Origin of the sequence: Brevibacterium limosum, assembly GCF_011617705.1 — a bacterium.
Lineage (GTDB): Bacteria > Actinomycetota > Actinomycetes > Actinomycetales > Brevibacteriaceae > Brevibacterium > Brevibacterium limosum.
In genome coordinates, this window is sequence record NZ_CP050154.1 from 4,226,914 (window position 1) to 4,253,182 (window position 26,269).

The 26,269-nt window shown below is 65.4% G+C and carries 20 protein-coding genes and 2 tRNA genes; 9 read left to right on the forward strand and 13 right to left on the reverse strand.

Going from position 1 to position 26,269, the window contains the following annotated elements; genetic code table 11:
• Positions 1-66 precede the first annotated feature (66 nt).
• The 5 genes from GUY37_RS18845 to GUY37_RS18865 all read left to right on the forward strand — a co-directional run bounded on the left by GUY37_RS18845 (position 67) and on the right by GUY37_RS18865 (position 3,772).
• The gene (locus GUY37_RS18845; protein ID WP_166828990.1) at positions 67-1,761 is read left to right on the forward strand and encodes an AMP-binding protein; all 1,695 of its coding nucleotides are present in this window, start codon (positions 67-69) and stop codon (positions 1,759-1,761) included.
• Positions 1,751-2,389 carry a TetR/AcrR family transcriptional regulator gene (locus GUY37_RS18850; RefSeq protein WP_166828993.1) on the forward strand — a complete coding sequence of 213 codons (639 nt, stop codon included), beginning with the start codon at positions 1,751-1,753 and terminating at the stop codon, positions 2,387-2,389. Before GUY37_RS18845 ends, GUY37_RS18850 begins: the two co-directional genes overlap by 11 nt.
• A gap of 80 nt (positions 2,390-2,469) precedes the next feature.
• The gene (locus GUY37_RS18855) at positions 2,470-2,886 is read left to right on the forward strand and encodes a DUF488 domain-containing protein (RefSeq protein WP_166828995.1); all 417 of its coding nucleotides are present in this window, start codon (positions 2,470-2,472) and stop codon (positions 2,884-2,886) included.
• Positions 2,883-3,401 carry a DinB family protein gene (locus tag GUY37_RS18860; protein WP_166828998.1) on the forward strand — a complete coding sequence of 173 codons (519 nt, stop codon included), beginning with the start codon at positions 2,883-2,885 and terminating at the stop codon, positions 3,399-3,401. Before GUY37_RS18855 ends, GUY37_RS18860 begins: the two co-directional genes overlap by 4 nt.
• Positions 3,402-3,427: 26 nt before the next feature.
• On the forward strand, positions 3,428-3,772 hold the full coding sequence (locus GUY37_RS18865) for a VOC family protein (protein WP_166829001.1): 345 nt from the start codon (positions 3,428-3,430) through the stop codon (positions 3,770-3,772).
• Positions 3,773-3,999: 227 nt separating this feature from the next.
• Here the strand turns inward: GUY37_RS18865 and GUY37_RS18870 are convergent, their stop codons facing one another.
• Positions 4,000-4,512: a GbsR/MarR family transcriptional regulator gene (locus GUY37_RS18870; protein ID WP_166829003.1), complete on the reverse strand. Its 513-nt coding sequence runs from the start codon at positions 4,510-4,512 to the stop codon at positions 4,000-4,002.
• A gap of 123 nt (positions 4,513-4,635) precedes the next feature.
• Between GUY37_RS18870 and GUY37_RS18875 the strand changes: the two genes are divergently transcribed.
• From GUY37_RS18875 to GUY37_RS18885, 3 genes are all read left to right on the forward strand, one after another.
• Positions 4,636-6,198, forward strand: a complete 1,563-nt coding sequence (locus GUY37_RS18875) for a GMC family oxidoreductase (protein WP_166829006.1) — start codon at positions 4,636-4,638, stop codon at positions 6,196-6,198.
• Positions 6,195-7,628 carry an aldehyde dehydrogenase family protein gene (locus tag GUY37_RS18880; RefSeq protein WP_208094725.1) on the forward strand — a complete coding sequence of 478 codons (1,434 nt, stop codon included), beginning with the start codon at positions 6,195-6,197 and terminating at the stop codon, positions 7,626-7,628. The genes GUY37_RS18875 and GUY37_RS18880 overlap by 4 nt, the downstream gene beginning before the upstream one ends.
• A 93-nt stretch (positions 7,629-7,721) precedes the next feature.
• On the forward strand, positions 7,722-9,095 hold the full coding sequence (locus GUY37_RS18885; protein WP_166829009.1) for an NAD-dependent succinate-semialdehyde dehydrogenase: 1,374 nt from the start codon (positions 7,722-7,724) through the stop codon (positions 9,093-9,095).
• A gap of 156 nt (positions 9,096-9,251) precedes the next feature.
• On the opposite strand, the gene GUY37_RS18890 is transcribed toward GUY37_RS18885, so the two are convergent.
• The 4 genes from GUY37_RS18890 to GUY37_RS18905 all read right to left on the reverse strand — a co-directional run bounded on the left by GUY37_RS18890 (position 9,252) and on the right by GUY37_RS18905 (position 15,672).
• Complete coding sequence (locus GUY37_RS18890; RefSeq protein WP_152346181.1) at positions 9,252-9,926, reverse strand: metal-dependent transcriptional regulator; 675 nt, start codon at positions 9,924-9,926, stop codon at positions 9,252-9,254.
• Positions 9,927-9,936: 10 nt separating this feature from the next.
• Positions 9,937-11,334: a sodium:proton exchanger gene (locus GUY37_RS18895; protein WP_166829011.1), complete on the reverse strand. Its 1,398-nt coding sequence runs from the start codon at positions 11,332-11,334 to the stop codon at positions 9,937-9,939.
• Positions 11,335-11,492: 158 nt separating this feature from the next.
• Positions 11,493-14,105: an excinuclease ABC subunit UvrA gene (locus tag GUY37_RS18900; protein WP_166829014.1), complete on the reverse strand. Its 2,613-nt coding sequence runs from the start codon at positions 14,103-14,105 to the stop codon at positions 11,493-11,495.
• A gap of 121 nt (positions 14,106-14,226) precedes the next feature.
• Positions 14,227-15,672, reverse strand: coding sequence for an MDR family MFS transporter (locus tag GUY37_RS18905; protein WP_166830021.1), 1,446 nt, complete (start codon positions 15,670-15,672; stop codon positions 14,227-14,229).
• A 440-nt stretch (positions 15,673-16,112) separates the two neighbouring features.
• Here GUY37_RS18905 and GUY37_RS18910 point away from each other — a divergent pair, with 440 nt between their 5' ends.
• Positions 16,113-16,709 (forward strand): CHAP domain-containing protein, encoded by a 597-nt coding sequence (locus tag GUY37_RS18910; RefSeq protein ID WP_166829017.1) that lies wholly within the window; start codon positions 16,113-16,115, stop codon positions 16,707-16,709.
• 109 nt (positions 16,710-16,818) lie between these two features.
• Here the strand turns inward: GUY37_RS18910 and GUY37_RS18915 are convergent.
• The 8 genes from GUY37_RS18915 to dnaN all read right to left on the reverse strand — a co-directional run bounded on the left by GUY37_RS18915 (position 16,819) and on the right by dnaN (position 25,822).
• A tRNA-Ala gene (locus tag GUY37_RS18915) sits at positions 16,819-16,891 on the reverse strand.
• 170 nt (positions 16,892-17,061) lie between these two features.
• A tRNA-Ile gene (locus GUY37_RS18920) sits at positions 17,062-17,135 on the reverse strand.
• Between the two features lie 159 nt (positions 17,136-17,294).
• Positions 17,295-18,131, reverse strand: coding sequence for a DUF3566 domain-containing protein (locus GUY37_RS19305; protein WP_228278259.1), 837 nt, complete (start codon positions 18,129-18,131; stop codon positions 17,295-17,297).
• Positions 18,128-20,683 (reverse strand): DNA gyrase subunit A, encoded by a 2,556-nt coding sequence (gene gyrA / locus GUY37_RS18930; protein WP_166829020.1) that lies wholly within the window; start codon positions 20,681-20,683, stop codon positions 18,128-18,130. The genes GUY37_RS19305 and gyrA overlap by 4 nt, the downstream gene beginning before the upstream one ends.
• A 137-nt stretch (positions 20,684-20,820) precedes the next feature.
• Positions 20,821-22,818, reverse strand: a complete 1,998-nt coding sequence (gyrB, locus tag GUY37_RS18935; RefSeq protein WP_166829023.1) for a DNA topoisomerase (ATP-hydrolyzing) subunit B — start codon at positions 22,816-22,818, stop codon at positions 20,821-20,823.
• A gap of 218 nt (positions 22,819-23,036) precedes the next feature.
• Entirely contained in the window at positions 23,037-23,549 is a 513-nt protein-coding gene (locus GUY37_RS18940; RefSeq protein ID WP_166829025.1) for a DUF721 domain-containing protein, read from the reverse strand.
• Positions 23,546-24,682, reverse strand: a complete 1,137-nt coding sequence (gene recF, locus GUY37_RS18945; RefSeq protein WP_166829028.1) for a DNA replication/repair protein RecF — start codon at positions 24,680-24,682, stop codon at positions 23,546-23,548. The genes GUY37_RS18940 and recF overlap by 4 nt, the downstream gene beginning before the upstream one ends.
• Entirely contained in the window at positions 24,683-25,822 is a 1,140-nt protein-coding gene (gene dnaN, locus GUY37_RS18950; protein WP_208094726.1) for a DNA polymerase III subunit beta, read from the reverse strand.
• Between the last annotated feature and the right edge of the window lie 447 nt (positions 25,823-26,269).

A 26,269-nucleotide genomic window follows, 5' to 3' on the forward strand; every position in this document is an offset into this window, starting at 1 on the left:
CGCAGCACCAGAGACATCAGCACCACCCGAGTCACAGGTACGACACCAGAGCAAAGGAGCCCTGCAATGCCAACCCGATTCGAGACCACCCTGACCGACGCTCTCATCGAGAAGTTCACATCAACCGGGGACTGGAGGAATCAGACCCTGCTCGACCACCTCGAGCACTGGACCGCGTCGCGACCGGAGGCGATCGTCACCCGCGATCCCTACGGTGCGCACACCTACGCCGAGCTCAGTTCGGATGTCGAAACCTGCGCCCGGTCACTCGTCGACCTCGGAGTCGAACCCGGGGACGTGGTGGGCATCCAACTGCCGAACTGGTACGAATGGCTGGTCATCCACCTCGGCGCGATCAGAGCCGGTGCCGTGACCAACGGGCTCATCCCGATCTATCGGGACCGCGAGATCGGGTACATGGCCAAGAAGGCCGAGGTCTCGGTGCTCTTCGTCCCGAATCGGTTCCGGAAGTTCGACTATGCGGACATGGTCGATCGGCTGCGACCGAACCTGCCGGAGCTGGGGCACACGATCGTCCTCGACACCCCCGGGGAAGCGCGGTTCGCCGGTCGGGACGGCTTCGAGAAGTGGGCCGACTTCCTCGCTCGCGGACAGCAGGACTCAGCGTCGGACGGCTCGCGATCGGCCGCCTCGGCGATCGAATCCATCGATTGGGACGACCGCCGACCCGATCCCGATGATGTCGGACTCATCCTCTTCACCTCGGGGACGACGGGCAACCCCAAGGGTGTGATGCACACGCACAACAACGTGCTCGCGGCCTCACTTCCCTGGCCCGATCACCTCGGCTTGGACGAGGAATCGGTCATCCACATGGCCTCGACCTTCGGCCACCTCACCGGCTTCATGTACGGAGTGTGCCTGCCCCTGCTCATCGGCGACTCGGGGGTGTTCCAGGACGTGTGGAACGGTGAGGAATTCGCGCGGCTCGTCGACGAACACGGCATCCAGCACACCTCGGGGGCGACTCCGTTCCTGCACGATCTGCTCGAGGCGGCGAAGACGACGCAGCACGATCTGTCCTCCCTCAAGCACTTCTGCTGCATGGGCGCCCCGATTCCGCGCGTCATGGTCGATGAGGCACGCACGCTGCTGCCGGACCTCAGCGTCTTCGGCGGCTGGGGACAGACGGAATGCGGGCTGGTCACGATGACGGCCCCCGGCGACTCGGAGGAGAAGGTCACCAGCACCGACGGGCGTGCCCTGGGCTCCATGAAGGTCCGGGTCGTCGATCCTCTCGGCGAGCCCGTCGCCGCAGGCGTGGAAGGAAAAGTGCAGGTCACAGGCCCATTCCTGTTCGTCGGATACCTCGGTGAACCGGAGCAGACGGCGGAGGCCTTCGTGGGCGTTTGGCTCGATACGGGAGACCTCGCCGAAATGGATGACGAGGGCTTCATCCGGATCGCCGGACGGTCGAAGGACATCATCATCCGCGGCGGCGAGAACATCCCCGTGGCCTATATCGAGAACGTCCTCTACGAACATCCCGCGGTCTCCCAGGTCGCCGTCGTCGCGGTGCCGCATCCCCGCCTGCAGGAGATCGCGTGCGCGGTCGTGACCCTGAACGAGGGTCACAGCCTGTCGATGGACGAGCTGCGGGAGTTCTTCGACACGAAGGGAGTGGCGAAGAACTACTGGCCCGAGGCGCTGCAGTGTCTCGACGAGTTCCCTCGCACGCCAAGCGGTAAGATTCAGAAGTTCAAGCTCAGAGAGGGAGTCACCGCCGAGCATGTCAGCTGAATCCGAAGACCTCAACGCGATCGTCCGGGGCGCCCGCGCGGAATTCCGGGAGCGGCAGATCGTCGATGCCGCCGTGGCCCTGATGCAGGAGAAGGGCACCCATTCGGTGTCCATGCAGGCGATCGCGAAGTCCGGTGGGGTCAGTGTCGGACTGCTGTACAAGTACTTCTCGGACAAGGAGCAGATCGTGCTCGCCGCGATCACCCGCGTCCTCGAGGAGTTCCGTCTGCGTGTCCCCTCCGCCATCGCCGAGCCGGGTGATCCCGTGGACAGGGTCATCGCCGCGTTCTCAGAGTTCTGCCGCGTCGTCGGCGAACAGCGGCATGCGGTCGTGCTCACCTACCAGGTCTCCAGGGCCCTGTCGAAAGATGGACTGAAATCGATCCAGGACCGGGAGCTCGAAACCCTCCAGCCGCTCGTCGATGTCGTCGCCGCCGCGGTCGAGGCAGGGGATCTGCGTGATGTCGATGCCCAGACCCTCGGTCATGACCTCATGTCGACGGCGCACATGTGGGCGCTCAAGCACTGGTACTTCCAGAGGATCGGGCTCGACCTCGACACGTACATCGACCGGCAGGTGCGCACCCTTGTGCTGAGCAACCTCAGCGAGGCGGCTCGGACGAAATAGGTGGAGTGCGGCGCAGACGCCCCATGAGTCCGCCTCTCGTCCTACACTGGGAGCCAGGCAAGCGGAGGGAGTGAACGACCATGACCGCCTCGAAGGACGGATCGAAGAACCGGTCGACGTCCGCGCATGACGATCCTCGGATCCGGGTGCGCCGCATCTACGACGAGCCCGAGCCGTCGGACGGAGCCAGGGTGCTCGTCGACCGCGTATGGCCGCGCGGAGTGAGCAAGGACCACGCCCGCCTCGACGAATGGCTCAAAGACGTCGCACCCTCCAACGAGCTGCGCCAGTGGTACGGGCACGACCCGGACAAGTACGCGGAGTTCGCGCGCCGCTATCGCGAAGAGCTCAAGGACGACACCCGCGCCGAGGCGTTCGACCAGCTCAAGGAGCTTGCGGAGAAGGGCACGCTCACGCTGCTCACCGCGTCGAAGCGCGACGAAATCAGTCAGGCAGCGGTGCTCAAGAAGTCCCTCGACAGCGGCAGGCACGGATGAGTCCGATCGAACCGGACAAGAAGGACTGGGCCGAAGTCCTCGACACCGGCTGTGCCGAGTGCGGCTTCACCGGGCGCGAGGACGTCCTCGAACTGAGCGGTCCCATCGCCGAGGCGGCCGCCTCCTTCGCGCCCGCGCTCACTCGTGCGGACGCCGCCGACCGTCCCCGCGATGACCGGTGGTCGAGCGTCGAATACGCCGCCCACCTGCGTGACGTCCTCACCGAGTTCCGCTCTCGCACCCTACTCATGCTCGATGAGCAGGCCCCGACTCTGCCGAACTTCGACGGCGATGCGGTGGCGCTCGAGTCCGACTACCGTCACCAGAACGCCGCCGAGGTGCTCGACGGACTGAACACGGCAGCAACCGCTTACGCAGACACGCTCTCCGGACTCGAAGACGGGCAGTGGCAGCGCACGGGACTGCGCGCCGACGGTCGGGAGTTCACGATCGCCTCGCTCACCCGCTACGGCTGGCACGAAGTCCGCCACCACCTCGGCGACGTCGGGGCATGAGGCTCTGACCATCGGAAGGTGAGGCCATGTCATTGGAATGGGAGCAGATCGTCATCGATTCGCCCGACCCGTTCACGCTCGGGCGCTGGTGGGCACGGGCGCTCGGCTGGGTGATCGTCGACGAGAACGACACGGAGATCGAGATCCGGCAGACGCCCGATCGTCTGCCGGGCATCATCATCGGCATCGACCGTGAAGAGAAGGTCGTGAAGAACCGGCTCCACCTCGATTTCCGTCCCGATGATCAGGCCGCCGAGGTGACCCGCCTCCTCGATCTCGGAGCCCGCCGTGTCGACGTGGGCCAGACCGGGGACGAACCCTGGGTCGTCCTCGCCGACCCCGAGGGCAACGAATTCTGCGTCCTCGGCTGAAACGACTTTCCCCAAGCATTCGTCGTTCCACCAGGCCCAAGACCCGACCATATCCGAATACCGTTCCGGGCCGCTGTCTACTCCTGGTTCTCCCCGCTGCTCACCGAAGCGGCCGGCTGCCTCGGGATCCTGGGCCAGGAGTGCTTGGGGGCTTCGGCATCGGTTCCTTCAACAGCGTCGATCGCTCGTAGCGGGATCGGGCCAGCGCCCCGGAGCAGGAACCTCCGCTACCGTCCCCCAACGCCTGATGTCGGTGATCGCGAGTACTCTGCGAGCAGTCCGTCGAGGCGGTCGGCCATGAAGCGGTAGTACTCGTTCATCTGTTCGAGACGCTCCCTCTGCACCGGGGGAAGTCCCCGGCCCTCGCGGCCGGCCGATTCCGCGAAATCGAGCAGCTGCGCCGTCGTCTGCCGCTGGTGTTCGAGGCAGCCCACCCAGGCGTCGGCTCGCCAGCGGTAGACGAACTGACGCTGACCGGACTCTTTGAACCTCTCGATGACTCCGTTGTCGATGAGCAGTCGCGTGGTCTCCGAAACCGAGCCCTTGCTGGCGGCGAGCCGCTCCTGCAGCTCGGCCATGGTCAGCGGTGTCTCGCTGAGCATGAGGACCCCGGCGGCGCGACCGGCCATCGGGGGCCAGCCCATCGCCTCGCCGACGCGTCGGCCGAAGCTCTCGACCAGCGACTCCTCCACGTCCCGGCTGCCTTCCGGCACGGATGCCGTCACATCGATCCCCTTCATAACAATTCAGTCTTTACTGAATATTCACTATTGACTGAACTTTGTGATGTCAGTCATTCTAGGTGCTGAGCGGAACGATCCGCCACTGGCTCCCAAACTACTCGTTCTCAAGGAAGATGTGACGTGAAAGAAGACAACTGGGACATCATCGTCGTCGGAGCCGGCTCAGCCGGTGCACCATTCGCCGTGCGCTCGGCACAGCAGGGCAAGCGCGTCCTCCTCCTCGAGGCCGGTCGCGACTATCGATCCGCGCAGATGCACGAAGCCTGGAGGTCCCCGAATCCCGCGGTCGCGATCATGGACCCCGATGCCATCGACGGGATGATGTGGACCGATCTCGAGGCCACGCGCACCGAGGCACAGCCACCTGCACCGTACTGGCGCGGACGGGGCTTGGGCGGAAGCTCCTCGATCAACGGGCAGATCGCCATCCGTCCTCCTCTCGAGGACTTCGACGAATGGGCGCAGACCGGCTGCGAGGGCTGGTCGGGTGCTGAGGTGCTTCCCGCCTTCGTCGCCCTCGAGGACGACGAGGAGTTCGGCGCGGCCGACTATCACGGGGACTCCGGGCCCACCCCCATCTACCGTGCGCCTCGTGAGAAGTGGGGAGCGGTCGATGCCGCCTTGGCCGATTCGGCACTGGCCGCCGGATTCCCATGGGCCGCCGACGTCAACGCGCCGCGGGCCACCGGGGTCTCTCCCTATCCGATCAACTCCCGCGATTCGCGCCGGGTCAGCGTCAACGACGCCTACCTCGAAGGGGCACGCGAGCTGCCGACGCTGAGCATCCTCGGCGAGGCGACCGTCGACCGTGTCATCCTTGAGAGCGGGAGGGCCGTCGGTGTCCGAGTCCTCGTCGACGGGGTGCCCGAGGAGCGGTACGCCACGACGATCGTGCTCAGTGCCGGCGCCGTCCATTCCCCGGCGATCCTCATGCGCTCGGGCATCGGGCCCCGCGAGCATCTGAGGTCGCTCGGCATCGACTGCCGGGCCGATCTGCCCGTCGGGCAGGGTCTGCAGGATCACGCGATGGCATCGATCACGCTTCCGCTCACCGCCTCGGCGGGGGTCTCGACGCCGAACGATCGGCACACGAATGTCTGCGTACGCTGGTCGAGCGGCGACGGGAGATTCAACGATCTCATGTTCGTGTCGATGAACCAGAGCGTGATCTCCATGGCGACGGCGAACACGGGTGCCGAATACGGCGCCCTCGGGGTCTGGCTCAACCAATCGGACTCCCGCGGCAGCGTCACTCTGACCTCGGCCGACCCTCTCGACCAGCCCTTCGTCGCCGAGAGGATGCTCTCCGACCCAGGTGACCGTGCGCGGCTGCGGGTGGGAATCAGGCGCCTTGAGGCGCTGCTCGACGAAGACGCGGTCCGAGCCATCCTCGACGGCTCCGTCGAAGAGTGCAATCCCGAGCTCTTTGCCGCACTCGACGATGACGAAGCACTCGATGCTCACCTGCTCGCCACTGTCGCCGACGCGCAGCACGGCACGAGCACATGCCGGATGGGCCGAGCCGAGGACCCGACCACCGTCGTCGACGCCGATTGTCGGGTGCACGGAATCGAGAGCCTCCACGTCGTCGACGCCTCCGTCTTCCCGGCGGTGCCGAGGGCGAACACCAATCTGGCAGCCATCATGGTCGGCGAACTCATGGCCGATCGAATCAAGGAGTGAGAAGAACAGTGACGACCCTGCAGAACCACATCGACGGCATCTGGACCGATTCCCTCGACCCGCATCGTCTCAGCGTGGTCAATCCCGCCACCGAGGTCACCGAGGCCGAATTCGGTCGCGGATGCCCGGCCGACGTCGACGCGGCCATCGCCGCAGCCAGGCGAGCCCAGCCGGCCTGGGCGACGACCGCGCTCGAGAAACGAGTCGCCCTCATCCGAGACTGGGCCGATCGCATCGAAGAGCACACCGACGAGCTCGCCGAACTCGAATGCCGGGAGATGGGCAAGCCGATCGGCATCGGCCGCGGTTTCATCGCAGCCGGAGTCGCGGGTCTCCGCGCAGCAGCCACGGAGGCGCTCGACTACCCGTTCACCACCACGACCGAGGATCCGGACGGCGGGCGCACCCTCATCATCCGGCACCCGGTGGGAGTTGCGGCGATCGTCACCCCGTGGAACTTCCCTGTCACCATGGTCCTCGGCGCGCTGGGTCCGCTGCTGGCCGCCGGCAACACCCTGGTGGTCAAGCCCTCGGAGCGCTCGCCGCTGTCGACGGTGAGGCTCATCGAACTGCTTGACCTGCCCGCCGGAGTGCTCAACCTCGTGCTCGGCGACGCCCACGCAGGCGAACCGCTGGTCGCCCACGACGACGTCGACCTCGTCCACTTCACGGGGTCGGTCGCTGCCGGGCGTGCGGTCGGGGCCGCCTCGGGGCATGCCCTGCATCGTGCGGTGCTCGAGCTGGGCGGCAAGGACCCCGTCATCGTCGACGAGGACGTCGATGTCGCCGCCACGGCGCAGGCTGTCGCCTTCGGGGCCTTCGTCAACACCGGTCAGATCTGCACGTCGATGGAGCGCATCTACGTCCACGAGGCGATCGCCGCGGACTTCGTCGAGGAGCTTCTCTCGGCAGCCGAGGGCTTCGCCTGCGGTGACGGTCTCGATCCGAGCGTGATGATGGGACCGCTCGTCGATGATCGGCAACGGCGGTCGGTGCATGCCCAGGTCGTCGATGCCGTCGCCAAGGGTGCCACGGTGCTCACCGGCGGCGTACTGCCCGAGGGAATCGGATTCTTCTATCCGGCCACGGTCGTCACGAACGTCGACGAATCGATGGCGCTGATGACCGAGGAGACCTTCGGACCCGTCGCGCCCATCACCGTCGTCTCTTCCTTCGCCGAGGGCGTCGAACTCGCGTCCCGGTCCTCGTTCGGCCTCGCGGCCACCGTGTACTCGCATGACCCTGACCACCTCGACGAAGCTTCACGCATTCCCGCGGGCGTCATCTGGATCAACGGCTGGCAGGGTGGTGGCGGAACCCGCACTTACGAACCGGCTCGAGCCAGCGGGATGGGAGCCACTGGGACAACTGCCGCATTCGATGCCGCGACCCGTCCCACGACCGTCCACATCGCTCTCGTCGACGGTTGAGGCCGTCCCGGGCATGGACTCAAGTGTCGCGGAATGGCGGGAGACTGTAGTTTGTTACAGGGCACAGATCGTCAATCCGTGAAAGGACGTTCCATGAGCAAATTCGCTGTCACCAATGCCAACACCGGCGAGGTCGAGGAGGAGTTCGCCTCCGTACCCGTCGAAGAGATCCCTGACTACATCGATCGTGCCCATGAGGCACATCTGGCGTGGAAGGAGACACCGCTTCATGAGCGCGCGGCGATCCTGCGCAAGTTCGCCGATCTCGTCGATGAGAACGCCGATGAGATGACCGACATCATCGGTCGTGAGATGGGCAAGATCAAGAAGCAGGGCCTCGGCGAGGTCGACAAGGTCGCCCGCACAGCCCGCTGGATGGCCGACAACGCCGCCACCCATCTGTCCACCACGCACCTGGCCGCCGCCGGGGCTGCCTCCAGCTATGTCGAGCACCAGCCCCTGGGTGTGCTGCTGGGCATCATGCCGTGGAACTTCCCGTACAACCAGATCGCCCGCTTCGTGCTGCCGAACCTCATGGTCGGCAACTCGATCATGATGAAGCAGGCCTCGATCTGCCCGAAGTCCTCGCAGTACTTCGAGGACCTGCTCACCGAGGCGGGACTGCCGAAGGGCGTCTACCAGAACATCTACCTCGACTCCTCCCACGCCGAGGAGGTTCTCAAGGACTTCCGAGTCAAGGGCTTCTCGCTCACCGGTTCCGAGGGTGCCGGTGCCTCGGTGGCCGCGATCGCCGCGAAGTACTACAAGCGCGCCGTGCTCGAGCTCGGCGGCAACGACCCGGCCGTCGTCCTCGACTCGAAGGATGTGCCGTCAGTGGCGCAGAAGCTCGTCGGACTGCGTCTGGCGAATGCCGGTCAGGTCTGCACCTCGCCCAAGCGCATGATCGTCGTCGATGAGCTCTACGACGAATTCGTCGCAGAGGCCGTCAAGGCCACTGAGGCGATGAAGATCTCCGACTTCGACGACCCCGAGGTCGGCATGGGCCCCGTGTCCTCCGAAGGTGCCCGCGACGAGATCGTCGAGATGATCGACAAGGCCGTGTCCGATGGTGCGACCCTGCTCACCGGTGGCAAGAAGCTCGACCGTCCGGGCTGGTTCATGTCCCCGGCCGTGATCACCGACATCGACCCGCGCTCGGACCTCGGCTGCAACGAGCTCTTCGGACCGGCCGTGATGATCTACCGGGCCAAGGACGAAGAGGACGCCCTGCGTCTGGCCAATGACACCGAGTACGGCCTCATGTCCTCGGTGTGGACCGATGACCTCGAGAAGGGTCAGGAGTTCGGCAAGAAGATCAATGCCGGAATGACGCTCATCAACGCCCACATGGAGTCGGGCCCCGAATACCCGTTCGGCGGCATCAACCGCTCCGGCTACGGCCGTGAGAACGCTCAGTGGGCGTTCCAGGCCTTCACCAACGAGCACCTCATCCGCGTGCACAACTGATCCGTGCGCTGCCGGGGTCTGAGGCCTCGGAGCGATGGGAGACGCCCGGTCGGCTGCGAGACATTCGCAGCCGACCGGGCGTTGTCGTGTGTATCGCTTGTGTTGGAGGTCGTTCCACCGGCAATGAGCTGTTCGCGTTCGCGCGGCGCAGCAGTCTCAGCCGAGGCTGGGGTCGACGCGGATCGCCTCCGCGGCGTCGAGGGCGAGTTCGATGTGCTCTCCGTCGATGTCGATGGCGATCGATGAGGCGGCCGAGCTGACGGACGTCACCGTCAGGTGCGTGCCGATGACGATCCCCCGCTCGGTGAGGTAGCGCAGCAGTTCCGGCGAACGGTCCGAAACGCGCACCACTTCGACCTCGACACCGGGTGTCGTCTCCTCCAGCCGACGGCTCGGCACCGGAGACGTATGACCCTGAGTGTCCGGGATGGGGTCGCCGTGCGGGTCCCGCTCCGGGTGGCCGAGCACGGCGTTCATCCGTTCGAGCACGAGATCGGACACGGCATGTTCGAGCCGGTCGGCCTCGTCATGGACCTGATCCCAGCTCAGCCCGAGGGCCTCGACGAGGTAGGTCTCGACGATTCGGTGGCGGCGGACGATGGCCACGGCGATCTCACGGCCGGTCTCGGTGAGGACGATGCTGCCGTAGGGTTCGTAGTCGATATAGCCGTCGCGGGCGAGCTTCTTGAGATTCGCCGACACCGTCGAGGCGGTGACTCCGAGCTGCTCGGCCATCTCGGTGGTGGCGGGACGACCGCCGGGCCATTCGTAGGCCTTCCAGATGAGGGTGACGTAGTCCTCGACCATGCGAGTGACACTGGGGCGCGGCATGGTCCTCATTCTACGCATCGGCCTTCGCATGACCGGTTTCGCTCGCGGACTCAGCCTGCGGACCACGATGTGGGACTCGGTCGGCGGGGTCCGCCTCGGCGAGGGGATCGTCCCCGCTCTCATCTGCAGACCCACGTGGCGGACGGCGGAAGGGAGCCGCGAGGGTGGGGAGAATGTCACCCCGGTGGAGGATGAGGAAGACGATGGCCAGCCCCGCCTGGATCGCGGAGAGGACGTAGCGTCCGGACGTGTCCGTGACGAAGAACTGCAGCCCGAACAGACCCGCCAACCCGAGTGCCGGTGCCCAGTGGAAACGCAGGGCCAGGATGATCGCCACACCGAGGACGGTCTGCGTGGCCGTGAGCGTGAACTCCTCGATCTGGCGAGCGTCGAGGGGCAGCCCGAGACCGCCGCCGCCGGCGAAGTGGGCGATCGGCAGGGACCCGACCAGCAGGCTCCACTGGTTGACCTTCGAGGCGATGAGCGTGCCGATCGCGGCGGCACCCATACCACGCAGGGCGAACATCGCGGCGATGATGAACTCCGGTGACTCCGAGGCCAACGGGGCCAGCCACTGGACGAGGAAGTAGCTGTCGATGCCGAGGCTCTCACCTGAGGCCACGAGCGCCTCGGCGAAGGGTTCGGCACTGAGCATGATGATGGCCGCAGAGACGGCGAAGAGCGCGAACACGGTCGCCCGGCGGGCTCTCTTCGGCATTTCCGCGATGAGTGCGGCCGCACCGACGAACTCCTCTTCTTCGTTCGCGGCGGACTGGCCGGCCCGCCACAGGTAGAAGGCGAAGATGAGCACGAGGCCGATGCCGAACCACATCGGGATGCTGCCCATGAGCGGGATGGCGAAGGCGAGAACGCCGAGGATGACGAGGAATCCGATGTCCATGCGAGCGCCCCTGTCGAGTCGCAGCGAACGCGGAGCACGCAATGGAGCGGCCCGCCCCTTAGAGTCAGCCGCCGATTCCGGCTCATGGCCGGACGCCGGCACGCTGGGGGCGCTGCGCTCGGTCATGCGGCGGGCGACGAGGAGGGCGACGATGACGACGAGCGGCCAACCGAAGCCGAGCAGCAGTCGGTTCGACCCGGTCATGTTCGCGGCCGCGAAATGCAGGTAGTCGGGATCCGTTCCCGACCGGAACGCATAGTAGAGGTCCACAGCGTATTCGGGCAGGACGGCGATGAGCGCGAGCAGCGCGATCGCCAGTGCTCCCGAGATGTCCTTCTGCGCCGCCTCGGCGGCCCAGGCCAGCAGGAACGCGGCCGCGACGATCGCGGCACCGAAGACGAAGAGCTCGAGGACCGGCGCCACCTCGGTGCCGGTGATGCGCAGCACCACGGCGGGTGCGGCGAGGACCAGGCAGACGGCGATGCGGCGAATGAGGGCGGTGGGCATGTCTTCCAGACTTCCCGGCGCGGATCGGGTGTGTCTACGGACAACTGAGACTTAGACGTCTCCAACAATCGCACCGACCCGCGCGATCCGCTCTGCTCAGCGGATCTCGCGGGTTGGGCCGGAGGGTGCGTGTGGCTCAGATCACCGGCCGCTCGGCATCATTCCCTCAGTGCTGCGGCCAGGTATTTCGCCGACTGGCCCGCGCCGGCGGTGACGATGTCGGCGGGTGTGCCGGTTGCGACGACCCGGCCTCCGCTGTCACCGGCACCAGGGCCGAGTTCGATCACGTGGTCGGCGACGGCGACGACTCGCATATCGAGTTCGACCATGACGACGGTGTTGCCGGCATCGACGAGTGACTGCAGGTGAGCGACGAGGCGGTCGGCATCGGCGCAGTGCAGACCCGAGGTCGGCTCGTCGAGGACGTAGAGAGTGTCGCCGCGCCCAGAGCGCTGCAGTTCGCTGGCGAGTTTGACCCGCTGCGCTTCACCTCCGGAGAGTTCGGTGGCGGGCTGGCCGAGGCGCAGATAGCCGAGGCCGACGTCGATGAGCGCGGACAGCGAGCGGATGATGTCGAATTCGCCGGTGAAGAACTCGTGGGCCTCGTCGACGCTCATAGCGAGGATCTCGGCGACATTGCGTCCGCGCCAGAGGACTTCGAGCGTGCTCGACTGGAAGCGGGTGCCGTGGCAGTCCGGACATTCGGTGTATACCGAGGGCAGGAAGAGCAGTTCGACCATGACGAAACCTTCACCTTCGCAGGTCGGGCACCGTCCGCCGGCGACGTTGAAGGAGAATCGGCCGGGCTTATACCCGCGTTCCGTGGCTTCGGGAGTCTCGGCGAAGCGTCGACGCACATGATCGAACAGACCAGTGTAGGTCGCGACATTCGAGCGCGGGGTGCGACCGATGGGCTTCTGATCGATGCTCACGACCCGACGGATGCCCGTGAGGTCACCGGTCACGGTGCCGCGCAGCTCCTCGGATTCGTCGACGAGCAGCAGATCGTCGCCCTCGGGTTCGGGGTCGCCCGCCTCGGAGGGCGAACCGAGCCGGTCACCGACGAGCACGGGCAGCACCTGGCTGACCAGGCTGGACTTCCCGGAACCCGAGACACCGGAGACCGCGGTCAGCGCGCCCAACGGCACCTCGACGCTGACGTCGACGAGGTTGTTGCGGCGGATGTCCTCCAGGCGCAGCCATCCCTGGGGATCGCGGAGTTCGTGGCGTTCCAGTCCGCGGCTGCCGAAGACATACCCGCGCGTCACGGACTCCTCGACCTCGGCCAGGCCGGCGGTGGGGCCGCTGAAGAGGACCTCTCCGCCGCGTTCGCCGGCACCGGGCCCGATGTCGACGAGCCAGTCGGCGTGCCGCATGATGTCGACGGAGTGTTCGACGACGAAGAGACTGTTGCCGCGCGCCTTCAAGCCGTCGAGGATGCCCATCAGCGCATCGACGTCCTGCGGGTGGAGGCCGGCCGAGGGTTCGTCGAGAACATAGACGACGCCGAAGAGCTCCGAGGTCAGTTGGGTTGCCAGCCGCAGTCTCTGGAGCTCTCCGCCGGACAGTGTCGGGGTGGTCCGATCGAGCGAGAGGTACCCGAGTCCGAGGTCGTTGATGGGCCGCAGTCGTTCGATGAGTCCTTCGCCGAGGCGGACGAACGCAGCGATTTTCTCTATGGAGGGATGTTCACCGGCGGATGAGCCGTCAGCGGAGGAGAGGTGCTCTCCGGGTGAATCGTCGTCACCGTCAGCGTTCAGGGATGTTCCGGCCTCTGCGACGGTGTCGTCGAGGATGGTCATGAGTTCGTGCAGCGGCAGGGCGGAGAGCTCGGCGATGTCGCGGCCGGCGATCGTCACGGACAGGGCCTCGGGCTTGAGTTTCTTGCCGTGGCAGACCGGGCAGGACCCGGCGGTGAGGAACTCGGCGACCCGCTGCTTCATCGCGGTGCTCTTCGTGTTCGCGAAGGTGTCGAGCACGTACTTCCGGGCACCGACGAACGTTCCCGAATAGGTCGGTTCGGCGCCTGCGGCGATCGCTTCGCGCGCCTCGGCGAGGGTGAGCCGAGAGTGGACGGGCAGGTGCGGGGTCTCCTCGGTGTAGAGGATCCAGTCGCGGTGTTCGCGCGGCAGGTCCTGCCAGGCGACGTCGACGTCGTAGCCGAGCGCCACGAGCACATCGCGCAGCTGGTGGCCGTGCCATGCCTTCGGCCAGGAGGCGATCGCCCGCTCCCGGATGGTCAGCGTCGGATCCGGAACCATCCGCTTCTCGGGCACCTCGTAGACGCGGCCGATGCCGTGGCATTCGGGGCAGGCCCCTTCGACGGTGTTCGTCGAGAAGTCCTCGGCCAGCAGCATCGGCTGATCGTCGGGGTAGTGCCCTGCGCGGGAGTAGAGCATGCGCACGAGGCTGGAGACGGTCGTGATGCTGCCGACGCTCGAGCGGGCGCTGCGGCCGCCTCGCTGCTGCTGCAGGGCCACGGCCGGCGGCATCCCGGTGATCGAATCGACGTCCGGGACGCCGGCCTGGTCGATGAGTCTGCGGGCGTAGGGGGCCACGGATTCGAGGTACCGGCGTTGGGATTCGGCGTAGAGGGTGCCGAAGGCCAGGGAGGACTTGCCCGATCCGGACACTCCCGTGAACACGACGAGTGCGTCCCTGGGCACGGCGAGATCGATATTGCGCAGGTTGTGCTCCCTGGCCCCGCGGACCCGCACGTCCGGCTGGATCTCGGGTGAGGACGTCGGTTCCGAGGGCAGAGAGGAGGTCATGTGGTCACCGTACCAAGGAGGGACCTCGAATCACCGAGGCGGCCGGCGGGATTCCGCTGTTCCGGAGGCTCCGGAACAGCGGTCATCCGACGGGCGTATCAGTCGGTCGACGAAGCGCCGGTCATTCGGCGGGAGCGTCGGCCGGCTCGACCACCTCGGCGGGGTGGTCGTCCTGGTCCTCGGGCTTGCGGATGAAGAACGCGAGGACGACGGGAACGATCGCGATGACCGTCGCCAGCAGGAACGCGGCGTGGCCGCCGGGGGCCCCCGCCTCGGGGATGGACTTGCCCTCCGCCTGACCCGAGTGCAGGGCCGCGGAGTAGATCGAGATGAGCAGCGCGGTGCCCGCGGCTCCGGCGACCTGCTGCAGGGTGTTCAGCGCGGCCGAACCATGCGAGTACAGGTGGCGCTCCAACGATCCCAGCGAGGCTGAGAACAGCGGGGTGAACGATCCGGCAAGGCCCAGCGACATGACGATCTGGACGATGATGAGCAGCCAGATCGGCGTGCCCACCCCGGCCATCGAATACGCGAACATCGACACGGCGATCATGATCGTGCCGGGCACGAGCAGCGTCTTCGGCCCCCGCGCGTCGTAGATGCGACCCATCACCGGCCCGAGCAGACCCATGATCACCGAACCCGGCAGGAGGACGAGGCCGGACTGAGTGGCGCCGAGCCCGACGACGCTCTGCAGGTACAGCGGCAGCAGGGAGAACGTGCCGAACATCGACAGTGCGACGACGGCCATGATGATGACCGAGAAGACATAGTTGCGGGAACTGAACACGCGGAGGTCGAGCAGGGCACGATCGTCCTTCTGCAGGGCGAGCTGGCGCCAGACGAAGAGGGCGAGGAAGACCACTCCGCCGCCGATCGTCGCCCAGGCCAGTGTGCTCTGGGATCCGCCGCCGGCCTCACCGCCGTGGCCGCGGCCGAACTGGCTGAGTCCGTAGACGATGCCACCGAAGGCGAACACGGACAGGATGATGGAGACGACGTCGATCGGGGCGTGGGTCGACTCGCCGAGGTTGGTCATCCATTTCGCGCCGAGTGCCAGCGCGATGAGCGCGATGGGCAGGATGATGCCGAAGAGCCAGCGCCAGCCCAGCGAATCGAGCACGATGCCCGACATCGTCGGTCCGATGGCCGGGGCCAGCGAGATGACGAGGCCGACTCGACCCATCATCCGACCTCGCGAGTGTGCGGGGACCACGTTCATCATCGTGGTCATCAGCAGCGGCATCATGATGCCGGTGCCTGCGGCTTGGACGATCCGTCCGATGAGGAGCAGGGGGAATCCCTGCGAGACCAGGCAGATGAGCGTGCCCGCGGAGAACAGGATCATCGCGGCCAAGAAGATCTGGCGCGTGGTGAATCGCTGGAGGAGGAAGCCGGTCGTCGGAATGACGACGGCCATGGTGAGCATGAAAGCACTGGTCAGCCATTGACCGAGCTCGGGCGGGATGCCGAGGGCCTTGTTGAGTTCGGGGATGGCGATGGCCATCGTCGTCTCGTTGAGGATGGCCACGAAGGCGGCCACCAGCAGCAGCCAGATGACCTTCATACCTGCGGGGTCGATGGTCTCGGGCTGATGTGTCTGCGCGTGTGCGGGTGAGCTGTCGCTGGACAAGACGGTGCTCCGTTCGGATGTATCTGTTGGGCCCTGGATGTGGGCGGAGGTCGCACGCAGATGCCGAGTCGACGCGCAGACGAAAGTAGGAACAGCAACTCAGACTAACGTATTCCCGTTTCCGGCCGACAGTGGGGAGAACCCGAAACCTCAGCGATCTTCGTCACGGCGGGCATCGGTGACGACCGGGCCGCCTCGGCGAGGTCAACGGGATATTCGATGGCGAGCAAGTTCACCGTCTCTTCGATTCGACGTATCGGGTGTTCATGACGGCGCTGTTAGCGTCGTCAGAGGCGACGATTCGTCCCAGAGACGACTCGTCTCCTGGAAACACCAGTACCAGTCACACAGTCGAGCGGAACGAACGGATGAGAATGACTCTGAAGAACGTCACCACGAAGACCATGACAGCTGCGATGATCGCCGGAGCAGTCGTGCTCGGCACCGGCACGATCGCCTCGGCCGCCGAGCCGGCGGCACCGCCCGCCGTCACCGCGGGGGCTGAGAACTCGGTTCCGGCCGCAGACTCCGGCACCGCCTCGGCGCCCGCCTCCGCCGGTGCAGAAGCGGAGAAGAAGTTCTCGAGCATCGGAGACTTCCTAAAGCATTACGAGGGCCAGTCGCTGGCGAACTCGCAGGGTGGGTATCAGGGAGAATGCGTCAGCCTCATCTCCCGGGCCCTCGAAGAGGTCCACGGCGTCGACCACGGAGCGTGGGGCAACGCCGTCGACTACCAAGCCGGCGGCTCCGGCGGGGCGAAGATGAAGGCGAACGGCTTCACCTGGCACACCGACCAGAAGTTCGAGAACGGCGACATCCTGGTCTGGGGCGATGGGGCCGACACCTCTGCCTACGGCCATATCGGCATCTACTACGAGGGCCAGGTGTGGCACCAGAACTTCAACGGCGACCGCAGCCTGCACACCTATGACGGCCTCATCGACGGTTACCTCGGGTACTGGCGCGCCTGAGGCGATCTCGATCTGAAGGCCTGGCCCGAGGTCCCAGCGGACGACGAAGGCTCCGAACCGATCGGTTCGGAGCCTTCGTTCTACGAGTGCTGTCTCAAAACTACTCGAGTGGAGGTAAGGGGACTCGAACCCCTAACCCTCTGCTTGCAAAGCAGATGCGCTACCAATTGCGCCATACCCCCGGACGGGTTCACACCCTCACACCGAATCGGTGTTTTCGGACCATTCGGCCTGGGCACTCTGGTTCTGGTGCCGCCACCCGAAGAACACTCCGAGTCCCACTAAAGTGAGACCGCTGAGAATCCATCGTCTCATGATCCTCCTCGAAAGGAAATCCTGTTGTAACAGGACGTGGGCCTACCTGGACTTGAACCAGGGACCTCTTCGTTATCAGCGAAGCGCTCTAACCGCCTGAGCTATAGGCCCTCATCGGGTGAACCCGAAGTAAAACAATACCCATCCAGGGCAGACAAACACAAATCGGCACTCAGTGACACCCCTCACACCTCCCAGAACTACCTGACGGCGGCTGAGCAACCTCGCGCGAGGTTGCTCAGCCGCCGTCGGGTAGTAATTGAGGAGGGGTCAGTCGTCGGTGAGGGTGAGGCTGAATCCGCCGGCGATGAGGGAGCCGATGTTGTAGATGAAGGCCGCCAAGGTCGACAGCGCCGTCATCAGCACGATGTTGATGACCGCGATGATGAAGCCGGCTGCGACGACCCGGCCGAATCCGAAGATCCCGATGATCCGCTCGGCCGACTCCGCGCCGGCGAGCTCACTCATCGTCGATTCGAGGCCGCTCATCACACCGGTCGCCTGCAGCACGACCCACAGCACGATGAACGCGACGATGGTCGCGATGCCGATCGCCACGGACATGAGGAACGACATCTTCATGACCGACCACGGGTCGACCGCAGAGACGGTGAGGCGGACGGTGCGAGGGCCCTTCTTCTTCTTGCCCTTCCCACTGTCGACCATGTTCTTCACGCCCATCTTCACGCCGCCGGAGCTGGCGCGGACGGTGTTCGCGGCATTTCCCATCACCGAGGTGGCGCTGCGGCCGCCGCCGCCCGATCCTTGGGAGCCCGAACCCTGCGAACCGGAAGCCGGTGCGCCAGTTCCCTGTGAGCCGGTCTGGCCACCCGATCCCTGCGAACCGGTGTGTGCCGATGGCGTCGAACCGGCCGAGGGAGCCCGGTTGGGCTTCGGAGAGGCCTTAGGTGCGGGAGGGGCGACGACAGTGGCGTTCTGGCTGTTCGGTCCCGAGGAACCGCGACCGGAGCCGGATCCCTGCTTGGTGCCCGAACCGGCGGCGTCAGCCGGCTTCTCGTCCGACTTCGACGATCCGGCCGTCAGACGGGTCGAGCCGCTTGACGTGCGTATGATCTTGCCTGAGCCTGGCTGTTTGCTATCGCTCACTCTTCCACATCCTCGTTGCCGGCCTGAGGCTCTGCGACCTCACCTTCCGGGACTTCGGCATCGTCTTCGTCTTCGACCTCGGCTTCGGGACCACGGGTCACTGCGATAATACGATCTTTCTTGTCCGGTTTCGCGAACACCACACCCATGGTGTTGCGTCCCTTCGCCGGAACTTCATCGATGCTCGACCGAACGATCTTACCTCGCTCCATGACCACGAGGACCTCCTCACCGTCTTCGACGATGAGTCCGCCTACCAAGTCTCCGCGCTGTTCAGTGATCTTCGCAACCCGGATTCCCAGACCGCCGCGCCCCTGCAGGCGGTACTCGTCGACCGGGGTGCGCTTGGCGAACCCGGCTTCAGTGACGACGAAGACGTGGGTGTCCGGCCGAACGACGTCCATCGTGAGCAGCTCGTCGTCGTCCTTGAACTTCATACCGGTGACGCCACCGGTGACTCGGCCGAGAGGACGGATCGACTCGTCATCGGCGGCGAAGCGGATCGACATGCCCTTCCGCGAGATCAGCAGCAGGTGATCCTCGGCACCGACGATGCGGGCCGAGACCAGCTCATCGGGCTGACCCTTGTATTCGCGCAGGTTGATGGCGATGACACCGCCGGTGCGGTTGGAGTCGTACTCGCTCAGGCGGGTCTTCTTCACCACACCGGACCGGGTGGCGAGGATGAGGAAGTCGGCTACCTCGTAGTCGCGGATCGACAGCACCTGTGCGATCGACTCGCCGGGCTGGAGGGCGAGCAGGTTCGCCACATGCTGGCCCTTGGCATCGCGTGAGCCCTCGGGCAGCTCATAGGCCTTCGCCCGGTACACGCGGCCGGTGTTCGTGAAGAACAGCAGCCAGTTGTGGGTGGAGGTGACGAAGAACTGTTCGACGACGTCGTCGCCGCGCAGCGCGGCACCCTTGATGCCCTTGCCGCCTCGGTGCTGGGCACGGTAGAGGTGCGTCTGGGTCCGCTTCGCGTAGCCGCCGCGAGTGATCGTGACGACGACCTCCTCCTCGGGGATGAGGTCCTCCATGGAGACGTCTCCGTCGAAGCCGGCGAGGATCTTCGTGCGGCGGTCATCACCGTAGCGTTCGACGATCTCGTCGAGTTCCTCGGACACGATCTCACGTTGGCGAGACGGGGTTTCGAGGATGTGCTTGTATTCGGCGATCTGCGCCTCGATCTTCTCGGACTCTTCCTGGATCTTCAGACGCTCCAGGGCGGCCAGACGACGCAGCTGCAGATCGAGGATCGCATTCGCCTGGATCTCGTCGACCTCGAGCAGCTCCATCAGACCGGTCCGCGCCTCGTCCGAGGACGGGGAGCGGCGGATCAGGGCGATGACCTCGTCGAGGGCATCGAGGGCCTTGAGGTAGCCGCGCAGGATATGAGCGCGCTCCTCGGCCTTGCGCAGACGGAACTGCGTGCGGCGGACGATGACTTCGATCTGGTGCTTGACCCACAGGCGCAGGAACGAGTCGATGCTCAGCGTGCGCGGCACGCTGTCGACGAGGGCCAGCATGTTCGCGGAGAAGTTCTCCTGCAGCGAGGTGTGCTTGTACAGGTTGTTGAGCACGACCTTGGCCACGGCATCGCGCTTGAGCACGATGACCAGGCGCTGACCGGTACGTCCCGAGGACTCATCGCGCAGATCCGCGATGCCGGCGACCTTGCCGTCCTTGACATAGGAGGCGATCTTCGCGGCCAGAGTGTCCGGGTTGACCATGTACGGCAGCTGGGTGACGACGAGGCAGGTCCGCCCCTGGATCTCTTCGACCTCGACGACGGCACGCTGGGTGATCGATCCGCGGCCGGTGCGGTAGGTGTCCTCGATGCCCTTGCGGCCGAGGACCGTCGCGCCCATCGGGAAGTCCGGTCCCTTGATGAGGCCGAGAAGGGCCTCGAGCGCCTCTTCCTTGCTCGCTTCCGGGTGGGACAGCAGCCACTGCGCGCCGGCGGCGACCTCGCGGAGGTTGTGCGGAGGTATGTTCGTGGCCATGCCCACGGCAATTCCCGCCGAGCCGTTGACCAGGAGGTTCGGGAACCTGGAGGGCAGAACCATGGGCTCCTGGTTGCGCCCGTCATAGTTGTCCTGGAAGTCGACGGTGCCTTCTTCGATGTCCCGGACCATCTCCATGGCCAGGGGCGCCATCTTGCACTCGGTATAACGGGGGGCGGCCGCACCGTCGTCGCCCGGGGACCCGAAGTTGCCCTGACCGGCCACGAGCGGGTAGCGCATCGTCCACGGCTGCACGAGGCGGACCATGGCGTCGTAGATCGCCGTGTCGCCGTGCGGGTGGTACTGGCCCATGACGTCGCCGACGACGCGGGAGCACTTGGAGAAGTTCCGGTCGGGGCGGTAGCCGCCGTCGAACATCGCGTAGAGGACGCGACGGTGGACGGGCTTGAGTCCGTCGCGGACGTCCGGCAGGGCACGTCCGACGATCACGCTCATCGCGTAGTCGAGGTACGACCTCTGCATTTCGAGGTTGAGATCAACCTGTTCGATCCGGTTGATGTCTGTTCCGATATCGTTCTCGTCGGCCAATGTGGGCTCTTCCCTTGTGTTCGAACCGTGTCCGGTTGGATCTCAACCGTGTGCGGCGGCGATTGGTGAGTTCAAAGAATGGGGGCGTGAGTGCGAACCCACCCTCACCGAGGCGGCAGCCCGGTGAGGGTGGATGCTCAGATGTCGAGGAAGCGGACGTCCTTCGCGTTCTCCTGGATGAAGCGACGACGCGAATCCACATCATCGCCCATGAGGACGGTGAAGATCTCGTCGGCGACGATCGCATCGTCGAGGGACACCTGCTTGAGCAGTCGGTGGTCGGGATCCATCGTCGTCTCCCACAGCTCCTCGTAGTTCATCTCGCCCAGACCCTTGTAGCGCTGGATCGCGAGGTCCTTGGGCAGTCGCTTGCCTGCGGCCCGCCCGGCCTCGAGCAGTCCGTCGCGTTCCTTGTCCGTGTACGCGAACTGGTGTGGAGCGTTCGACCATTTGATGCGGTAGAGCGGCGGGGTGGCGAGATAGACGTAGCCGTGCTCGATGAGCGGCTTCATGTAGCGGAAGATCAGCGTCAGCAGCAGGGTCGTGATGTGCTGACCGTCGACGTCGGCATCGGCCATGAGGACGATCTTGTGGTAGCGCAGCTTCTCGAGATCGAATTCCTCGCCGATGCCGGTGCCGAAGGCGGTGATCATCGCCTGGACTTCGTTGTTGCCCAGTGCCCGGTCGAGTCGTGCCTTCTCGACGTTGAGGATCTTTCCGCGCAGCGGAAGGATCGCCTGAGTGTTCGGGTTGCGGCCCTGAGTCGCCGAGCCGCCGGCCGAGTCGCCCTCGACGATGAAGACCTCGGATACGAAAGGGTCCTTCGACTGGCAGTCCTTGAGCTTGCCGGGCATGCCCGAGGACTCGAGCAGCCCCTTGCGCCGGGTGGCTTCGCGGGCCTTGCGGGCGGCCATCCGCGCTTGGGAGGCCTGCAGGGCCTTGCGCACGACGTCCTTCGCCTGGGCCGGATTCGACTCGAACCAGTGCCCGAGTTCGTCACGGACCACGCGCTGGACGAAGCCCTTGACCTCGGAGTTGCCGAGTTTCGTCTTCGTCTGACCTTCGAACTGCGGATCGCCGAGCTTGACGGAGATGACGGCGGTCAGACCTTCGCGGATGTCGTCGCCGGTGAGGTTGGGGTCCTTGTCGCGCAGCAGCTTCTGTTCCTTCGCATACGCGTTGACCAGCGAGGTCAGTGCGGTGCGGAAGCCCTCTTCGTGGGTGCCGCCCTCGTGGGTGTTGATGACGTTGGCGTAGGTGTGCACGGACTCGTTGTACGACGTCGTCCACTGCATCGCGATCTCGAGCGCCAGAGTCTGTTCGCCCTCTTCGGCTTCGAATACGATGACGTCGGGGTGGACGAGATCGGCCTTCTTCGTCGAGTTGAGGTACTCGACGTAGTCGAGCAGACCATGCTCGTATTCGTAGGTGGCGGTGCGCGGCTTCCACTCACTCGCCTCGTTTTCATCGATCTGGACCTCGTCGTCATCGACCTCGTTGTGGCGCTCATCGGTGAGGCTGATCTTCAGGCCCTTGTTGAGGAAGGCCATCTGCTGGAAGCGCGCACGCAGGTATTCGTAGGAGAAGTCCGTGGTCTCGAAGATCGAGCCGTCCGGCCAGAAGGTCACGGTCGTGCCGGTCTCCTCGGTCGCCTCACCGCGCTGCAGTTCGCCTGTGGGCACACCGCGGACGAAGTCCATCGTCCACACATAGCCGTCACGCTTGACCTCGACCTCGAGGCGTTCGGACAGCGCGTTGACCACGGTCGAACCCACACCGTGGAGGCCGCCGGCCACGGCGTATCCGCCGCCGCCGAACTTACCGCCGGCGTGGAGGATCGTGAGGATCACCTCGACGGTCGGCTTGTTCTCCGTCGGGTGCATGGCCACGGGCATTCCACGTCCGTCGTCGGAGACGCGGACGCCGCCGTCGGCGAGGATGGTGACCTCGATATGATCGCAATAGCCGGCCATCGCCTCATCGACGGAGTTGTCGACGATCTCCTGGACGAGGTGGTGGAGACCGCGTTCCGAGGTCGAACCGATGTACATGCCGGGCCGTTTCCGGACTGCCTCGAGACCCTCGAGCACAGTGATGTCGCCGGCATCATAATGAGGCTGATCCTCGGTCGTCATATGACTCCTTGTTCGGATGGTCGCTATCAGCTCCCCAGTCTACCGCGCCGAACGCTGAAATGCCCGTAAGCGGCCTGTGAAGGCGTATTTCCCGAATTTTCGTGCCGCAGATGTACCCCCGGACAGGTGAGGGAGCGGCTATGGCCGTTTACGGCTTTCTGTGTTCTTTCCGAAAATCCAGGACGACTTCCCGGAATGTCGCCGAGGCGACCCGGACCTCAGCCGAATGTGTCCCGGGGTCCGCGGCCGGCCACCGATCGTCGGCCCCGCTTGAAGCTGCGCCCCTGTGGCCCCTTGATCTCGATCTCGGTGATCGTCGCCGAGCCGAGTCCTTCCTCGAGCTTGCGCAGGATCGTCGGTTTGAGCACCCGCAGCTGGGTCGCCCAGGTCGTCGAGTCCGCGGCGATGACGAGCAGCGGAGGAGAGAAGTCGACGGGCGTCGCATGCTGGGCCACCTGCGGCCCGACGAGGTCCGGCCACCGGCCGAGGACCTTGCCGATGTCGAGTGAGGACGACCAGCCGCGGTCGGAGATGAGCGAACCGAGCACGGATGACACCGTCTTCGGGTCGCGGCCGTCTCTGCCCGATCCGGAGTAGACGACTTCACCGCGCAGGCGGGAGCGTCGACGGCTGCGGACGAACTTCGCTTCGGTGACCTCCATGCGCCGCACTCGGTCGAGGGCTTCGAGGGCGGCGACAGGAGTGGAGAAGTCACGGGCGATGCCGCTCATGATGCGCTGCTCTGCACGAGTCGGGACTCGTCGATCCGAGTGCCTTCCAGGCCATCGGGCAGATCCGAGTCGACAGCGGCGGTGATGAAGACCTGTTCGGCCGAGGCCACTCGTGAGGCCAGACGCTGTCGCCGACCGGTGTCGAGTTCGGCGAAGACGTCGTCGAGGACGAGGATCGGCTGTTCGGCGGCGCTTCCGGCATCCGCGGAGAGCAGGTCCCAGCCGGCCAGCTGCATGGCCAGTGCCAGTGACCAGGTCTCTCCGTGTGAGGCGTAGCCCTTGGCCGGATGGTCTCCGATCATCAGGGAGAGGTCATCGCGTCCGGGTCCGTGCAGGGTCAGTCCACGCTCGATCTCCGTCGTGCGGCGCCGATCGAGGGCTGCGAGCAGCAGCTCCCTGCATTCGGCAGCGGATTCGGCCTGCGAGTAGTCGATGCGCGAGTCGTAGGAGATATGGGCGCCCTGCCGCTCGAGCCGTGCGTCGGCGGCGATATAGGCGAAGTTCGTCTGGAGCGGCTCCACGATGTCGGCGAGGATGCGCTGCCGACCGAAGACGAGCTCGGCGGCGGAGTCCGCGTAGGCCATGTTCCAGATGTCGAGAGTCGCTTCGAGACCGGGATCGCGGTCGTCGCGGAGGCGTTTGAGCAGAGCGTTGCGTTGTTTGAGTGCACGCTCGAAGTCCGTGATGATCGAGGCGAAGCGGGGATTGCGCGCCACGACGAGGGTGTCGATCCAGGACCGGCGTTCGGCCGGTTCACCGCGCACCAGGCTGAGGTCCTCGGGAGCGAAGACGACGCAGGAGACGAGGCCGAGGACGTCCTTGAGCTTGACCGCGTTGCGATTCACCCGGGCCCGGTTGGCACCCTTGGCCTGGATGGTCACCTCGACGGTGGCGTGCCGCTGATCCCGGTTGACCAGAGCGGACACAGTCGCGGCCGGCCTGCCGTCGTGGACCAGCGGAGCGTCGAAGGCGACCCGGTGGGAGCGCTGATGAGCGAGGTACCCGATCGCCTCGACGATATTGGTCTTCCCGGTCCCGTTGTCGGCCACGAATGTGGTGACTCCGGGTGAGAACTCGAGGTCGAGTTCCGGATACGACCGATAGTCACGCAGGGAGAGTCGGGATATCCACATTCAGATGCGCGTGGGCATGAGCAGGTAGCGGTACGACTCGTCGGCTGGAGCGTCGAGTTCCTTCTGACCGGAGATGATGACCGGTTTCATCGGCTGAGTGAAGGAGAAGTTCACGTACGGGCTCTCGACCGCGGCGAGGCCCTCGGCGATGTAGTGCGGGTTGAAGCCGACGGTGATCTCTTCGCCCTGCAGAGTCGCTTCGACGGCTTCGGACGCCTGAGCGTCGTCGCCGGTGCCGGCGTGGAGCGTGAGCATGCCGTCGGTGACCTCGAAGCGCAGCGGGGTGTTGCGCTCGGCCACGAGCGAGACGCGGCGCACGGCTTCACGCAGCACAGCGGTTTCGACGATGGCATGGATCGGCACCGAGTCCGGGAACAGCGACCGCACCTTCGGGTATTCGCCTTCGATGAGCAGCGACGTGGTGACTCGGCCCGCCGACGTGAAGGAGATCAGGTCCTTGCCGGCATCGGTGCTCAGACCGATGGTGACATCGCCGCCGAGTGACTTCGAGACATCGGAGAGCGTGCGTCCGCGCAGCAGGGCCACAGCAGAGACGTCGGGGCGTCCCGGGTTCCAGGTGAATTCGCGAACGGCCAGACGATAGCGGTCGGTGGCGAGCATCGTGACCTTCTCGCCTTCGATCTCGACCCGGACGCTGGTGAGGATCGGCAGGGTGTCGTCCTTCGAGGTCGCGATCGTGACCTGGGAGACGGCATTCTGGAACTCACCAGCCGAAACGGTGCCGGAGTCGTCGGGGATCTGCGGCAATGCGGGGTATTCGCTCACGGGCATCGTCATCAGCGAGAAGCGGGAGGATCCGCAGGTGACGTCGACCTTCGCATCGATCTGTTCGAGGGTGACCTCTTGGTTCGGCAGCGCCTTGGAGATGTCGGCGAGCAGGCGACCGGAGACGAGGACGGTTCCGGCGGAGGCGACATCGGCGACGATCTCGACGCGGGAGGAGACTTCGTAGTCGAACACGGCAAGACGCACTGTGCCGCCGGCTTCGGCGGTGATGAGGATGCCGGTGAGGACCGGAGCGGAAGGACGGCTGGGCAGAGTCTTGGTCGCCCAGGCAACAGCGTCAGCGAGCACGTCGCGATTGACTTTGAACTTCAAGGGGGATGCTTCCGCGTTCACTTTACTCCTTCGGGGGTGGCCACCCGACCTGCACTGGGCATCTGGCACAAGATTCCGGGTTGCGAGTCACAGGCTCGATACTGCTCGGAAAACTTTACACAGCCTATCCGATTTGTGCCCACCTCAGGAGTGCCGGCCGAAAAGGGCGATCAGAGTGCGGATCTCGCATTCGAGAATCATCCGAGACCCTGTGTTCGAATAGTTTCGCTCGCTGGATCCGTGCCGAGCTCGCGGTCACGAGCTCGATGTCCACCCACCGCAGCAGTCGGTGGCGGTCGCCCTCTTGAGAGTTGAATTCACTTGGTAGAAGTATCAGCACCTGTGGAGATTGTGGATAAGTGCTGTCTACCCCAGAGTAATCAAGGGTCTCAGTCGATCATGAGCTTGTGGATGCCATGTGCACCGCGACGGAAGCGTCGGTGGGCGCTTGGGTAAACACAAGCATGT

Bases quoted from the DNA above. Each gene is read 5' to 3' on its own strand.
- GUY37_RS18855 (WP_166828995.1), top strand. From the start codon at position 2,470: ATGACCGCCTCGAAGGACGGATCGAAGAACCGGTCGACGTCCGCGCAT.
- recF (WP_166829028.1), bottom strand. From the start codon at position 24,682: ATGTGGATATCCCGACTCTCCCTGCGTGACTATCGGTCGTATCCGGAA.
- GUY37_RS18865 (WP_166829001.1), top strand. From the start codon at position 3,428: ATGTCATTGGAATGGGAGCAGATCGTCATCGATTCGCCCGACCCGTTC.
- GUY37_RS18895 (WP_166829011.1), bottom strand. From the start codon at position 11,334: ATGCCCACCGCCCTCATTCGCCGCATCGCCGTCTGCCTGGTCCTCGCC.
- GUY37_RS18940 (WP_166829025.1), bottom strand. From the start codon at position 23,549: ATGAGCGGCATCGCCCGTGACTTCTCCACTCCTGTCGCCGCCCTCGAA.
- GUY37_RS18860 (WP_166828998.1), top strand. From the start codon at position 2,883: ATGAGTCCGATCGAACCGGACAAGAAGGACTGGGCCGAAGTCCTCGAC.
- GUY37_RS18910 (WP_166829017.1), top strand. From the start codon at position 16,113: ATGACTCTGAAGAACGTCACCACGAAGACCATGACAGCTGCGATGATC.
- GUY37_RS18850 (WP_166828993.1), top strand. From the start codon at position 1,751: ATGTCAGCTGAATCCGAAGACCTCAACGCGATCGTCCGGGGCGCCCGC.
- GUY37_RS18905 (WP_166830021.1), bottom strand. From the start codon at position 15,672: ATGAAGGTCATCTGGCTGCTGCTGGTGGCCGCCTTCGTGGCCATCCTC.
- GUY37_RS18885 (WP_166829009.1), top strand. From the start codon at position 7,722: ATGAGCAAATTCGCTGTCACCAATGCCAACACCGGCGAGGTCGAGGAG.
- GUY37_RS18870 (WP_166829003.1), bottom strand. From the start codon at position 4,512: ATGAAGGGGATCGATGTGACGGCATCCGTGCCGGAAGGCAGCCGGGAC.
- GUY37_RS18890 (WP_152346181.1), bottom strand. From the start codon at position 9,926: ATGCCGCGCCCCAGTGTCACTCGCATGGTCGAGGACTACGTCACCCTC.
- GUY37_RS18845 (WP_166828990.1), top strand. From the start codon at position 67: ATGCCAACCCGATTCGAGACCACCCTGACCGACGCTCTCATCGAGAAG.
- gyrB (WP_166829023.1), bottom strand. From the start codon at position 22,818: ATGACGACCGAGGATCAGCCTCATTATGATGCCGGCGACATCACTGTG.
- GUY37_RS18900 (WP_166829014.1), bottom strand. From the start codon at position 14,105: ATGACCTCCTCTCTGCCCTCGGAACCGACGTCCTCACCCGAGATCCAG.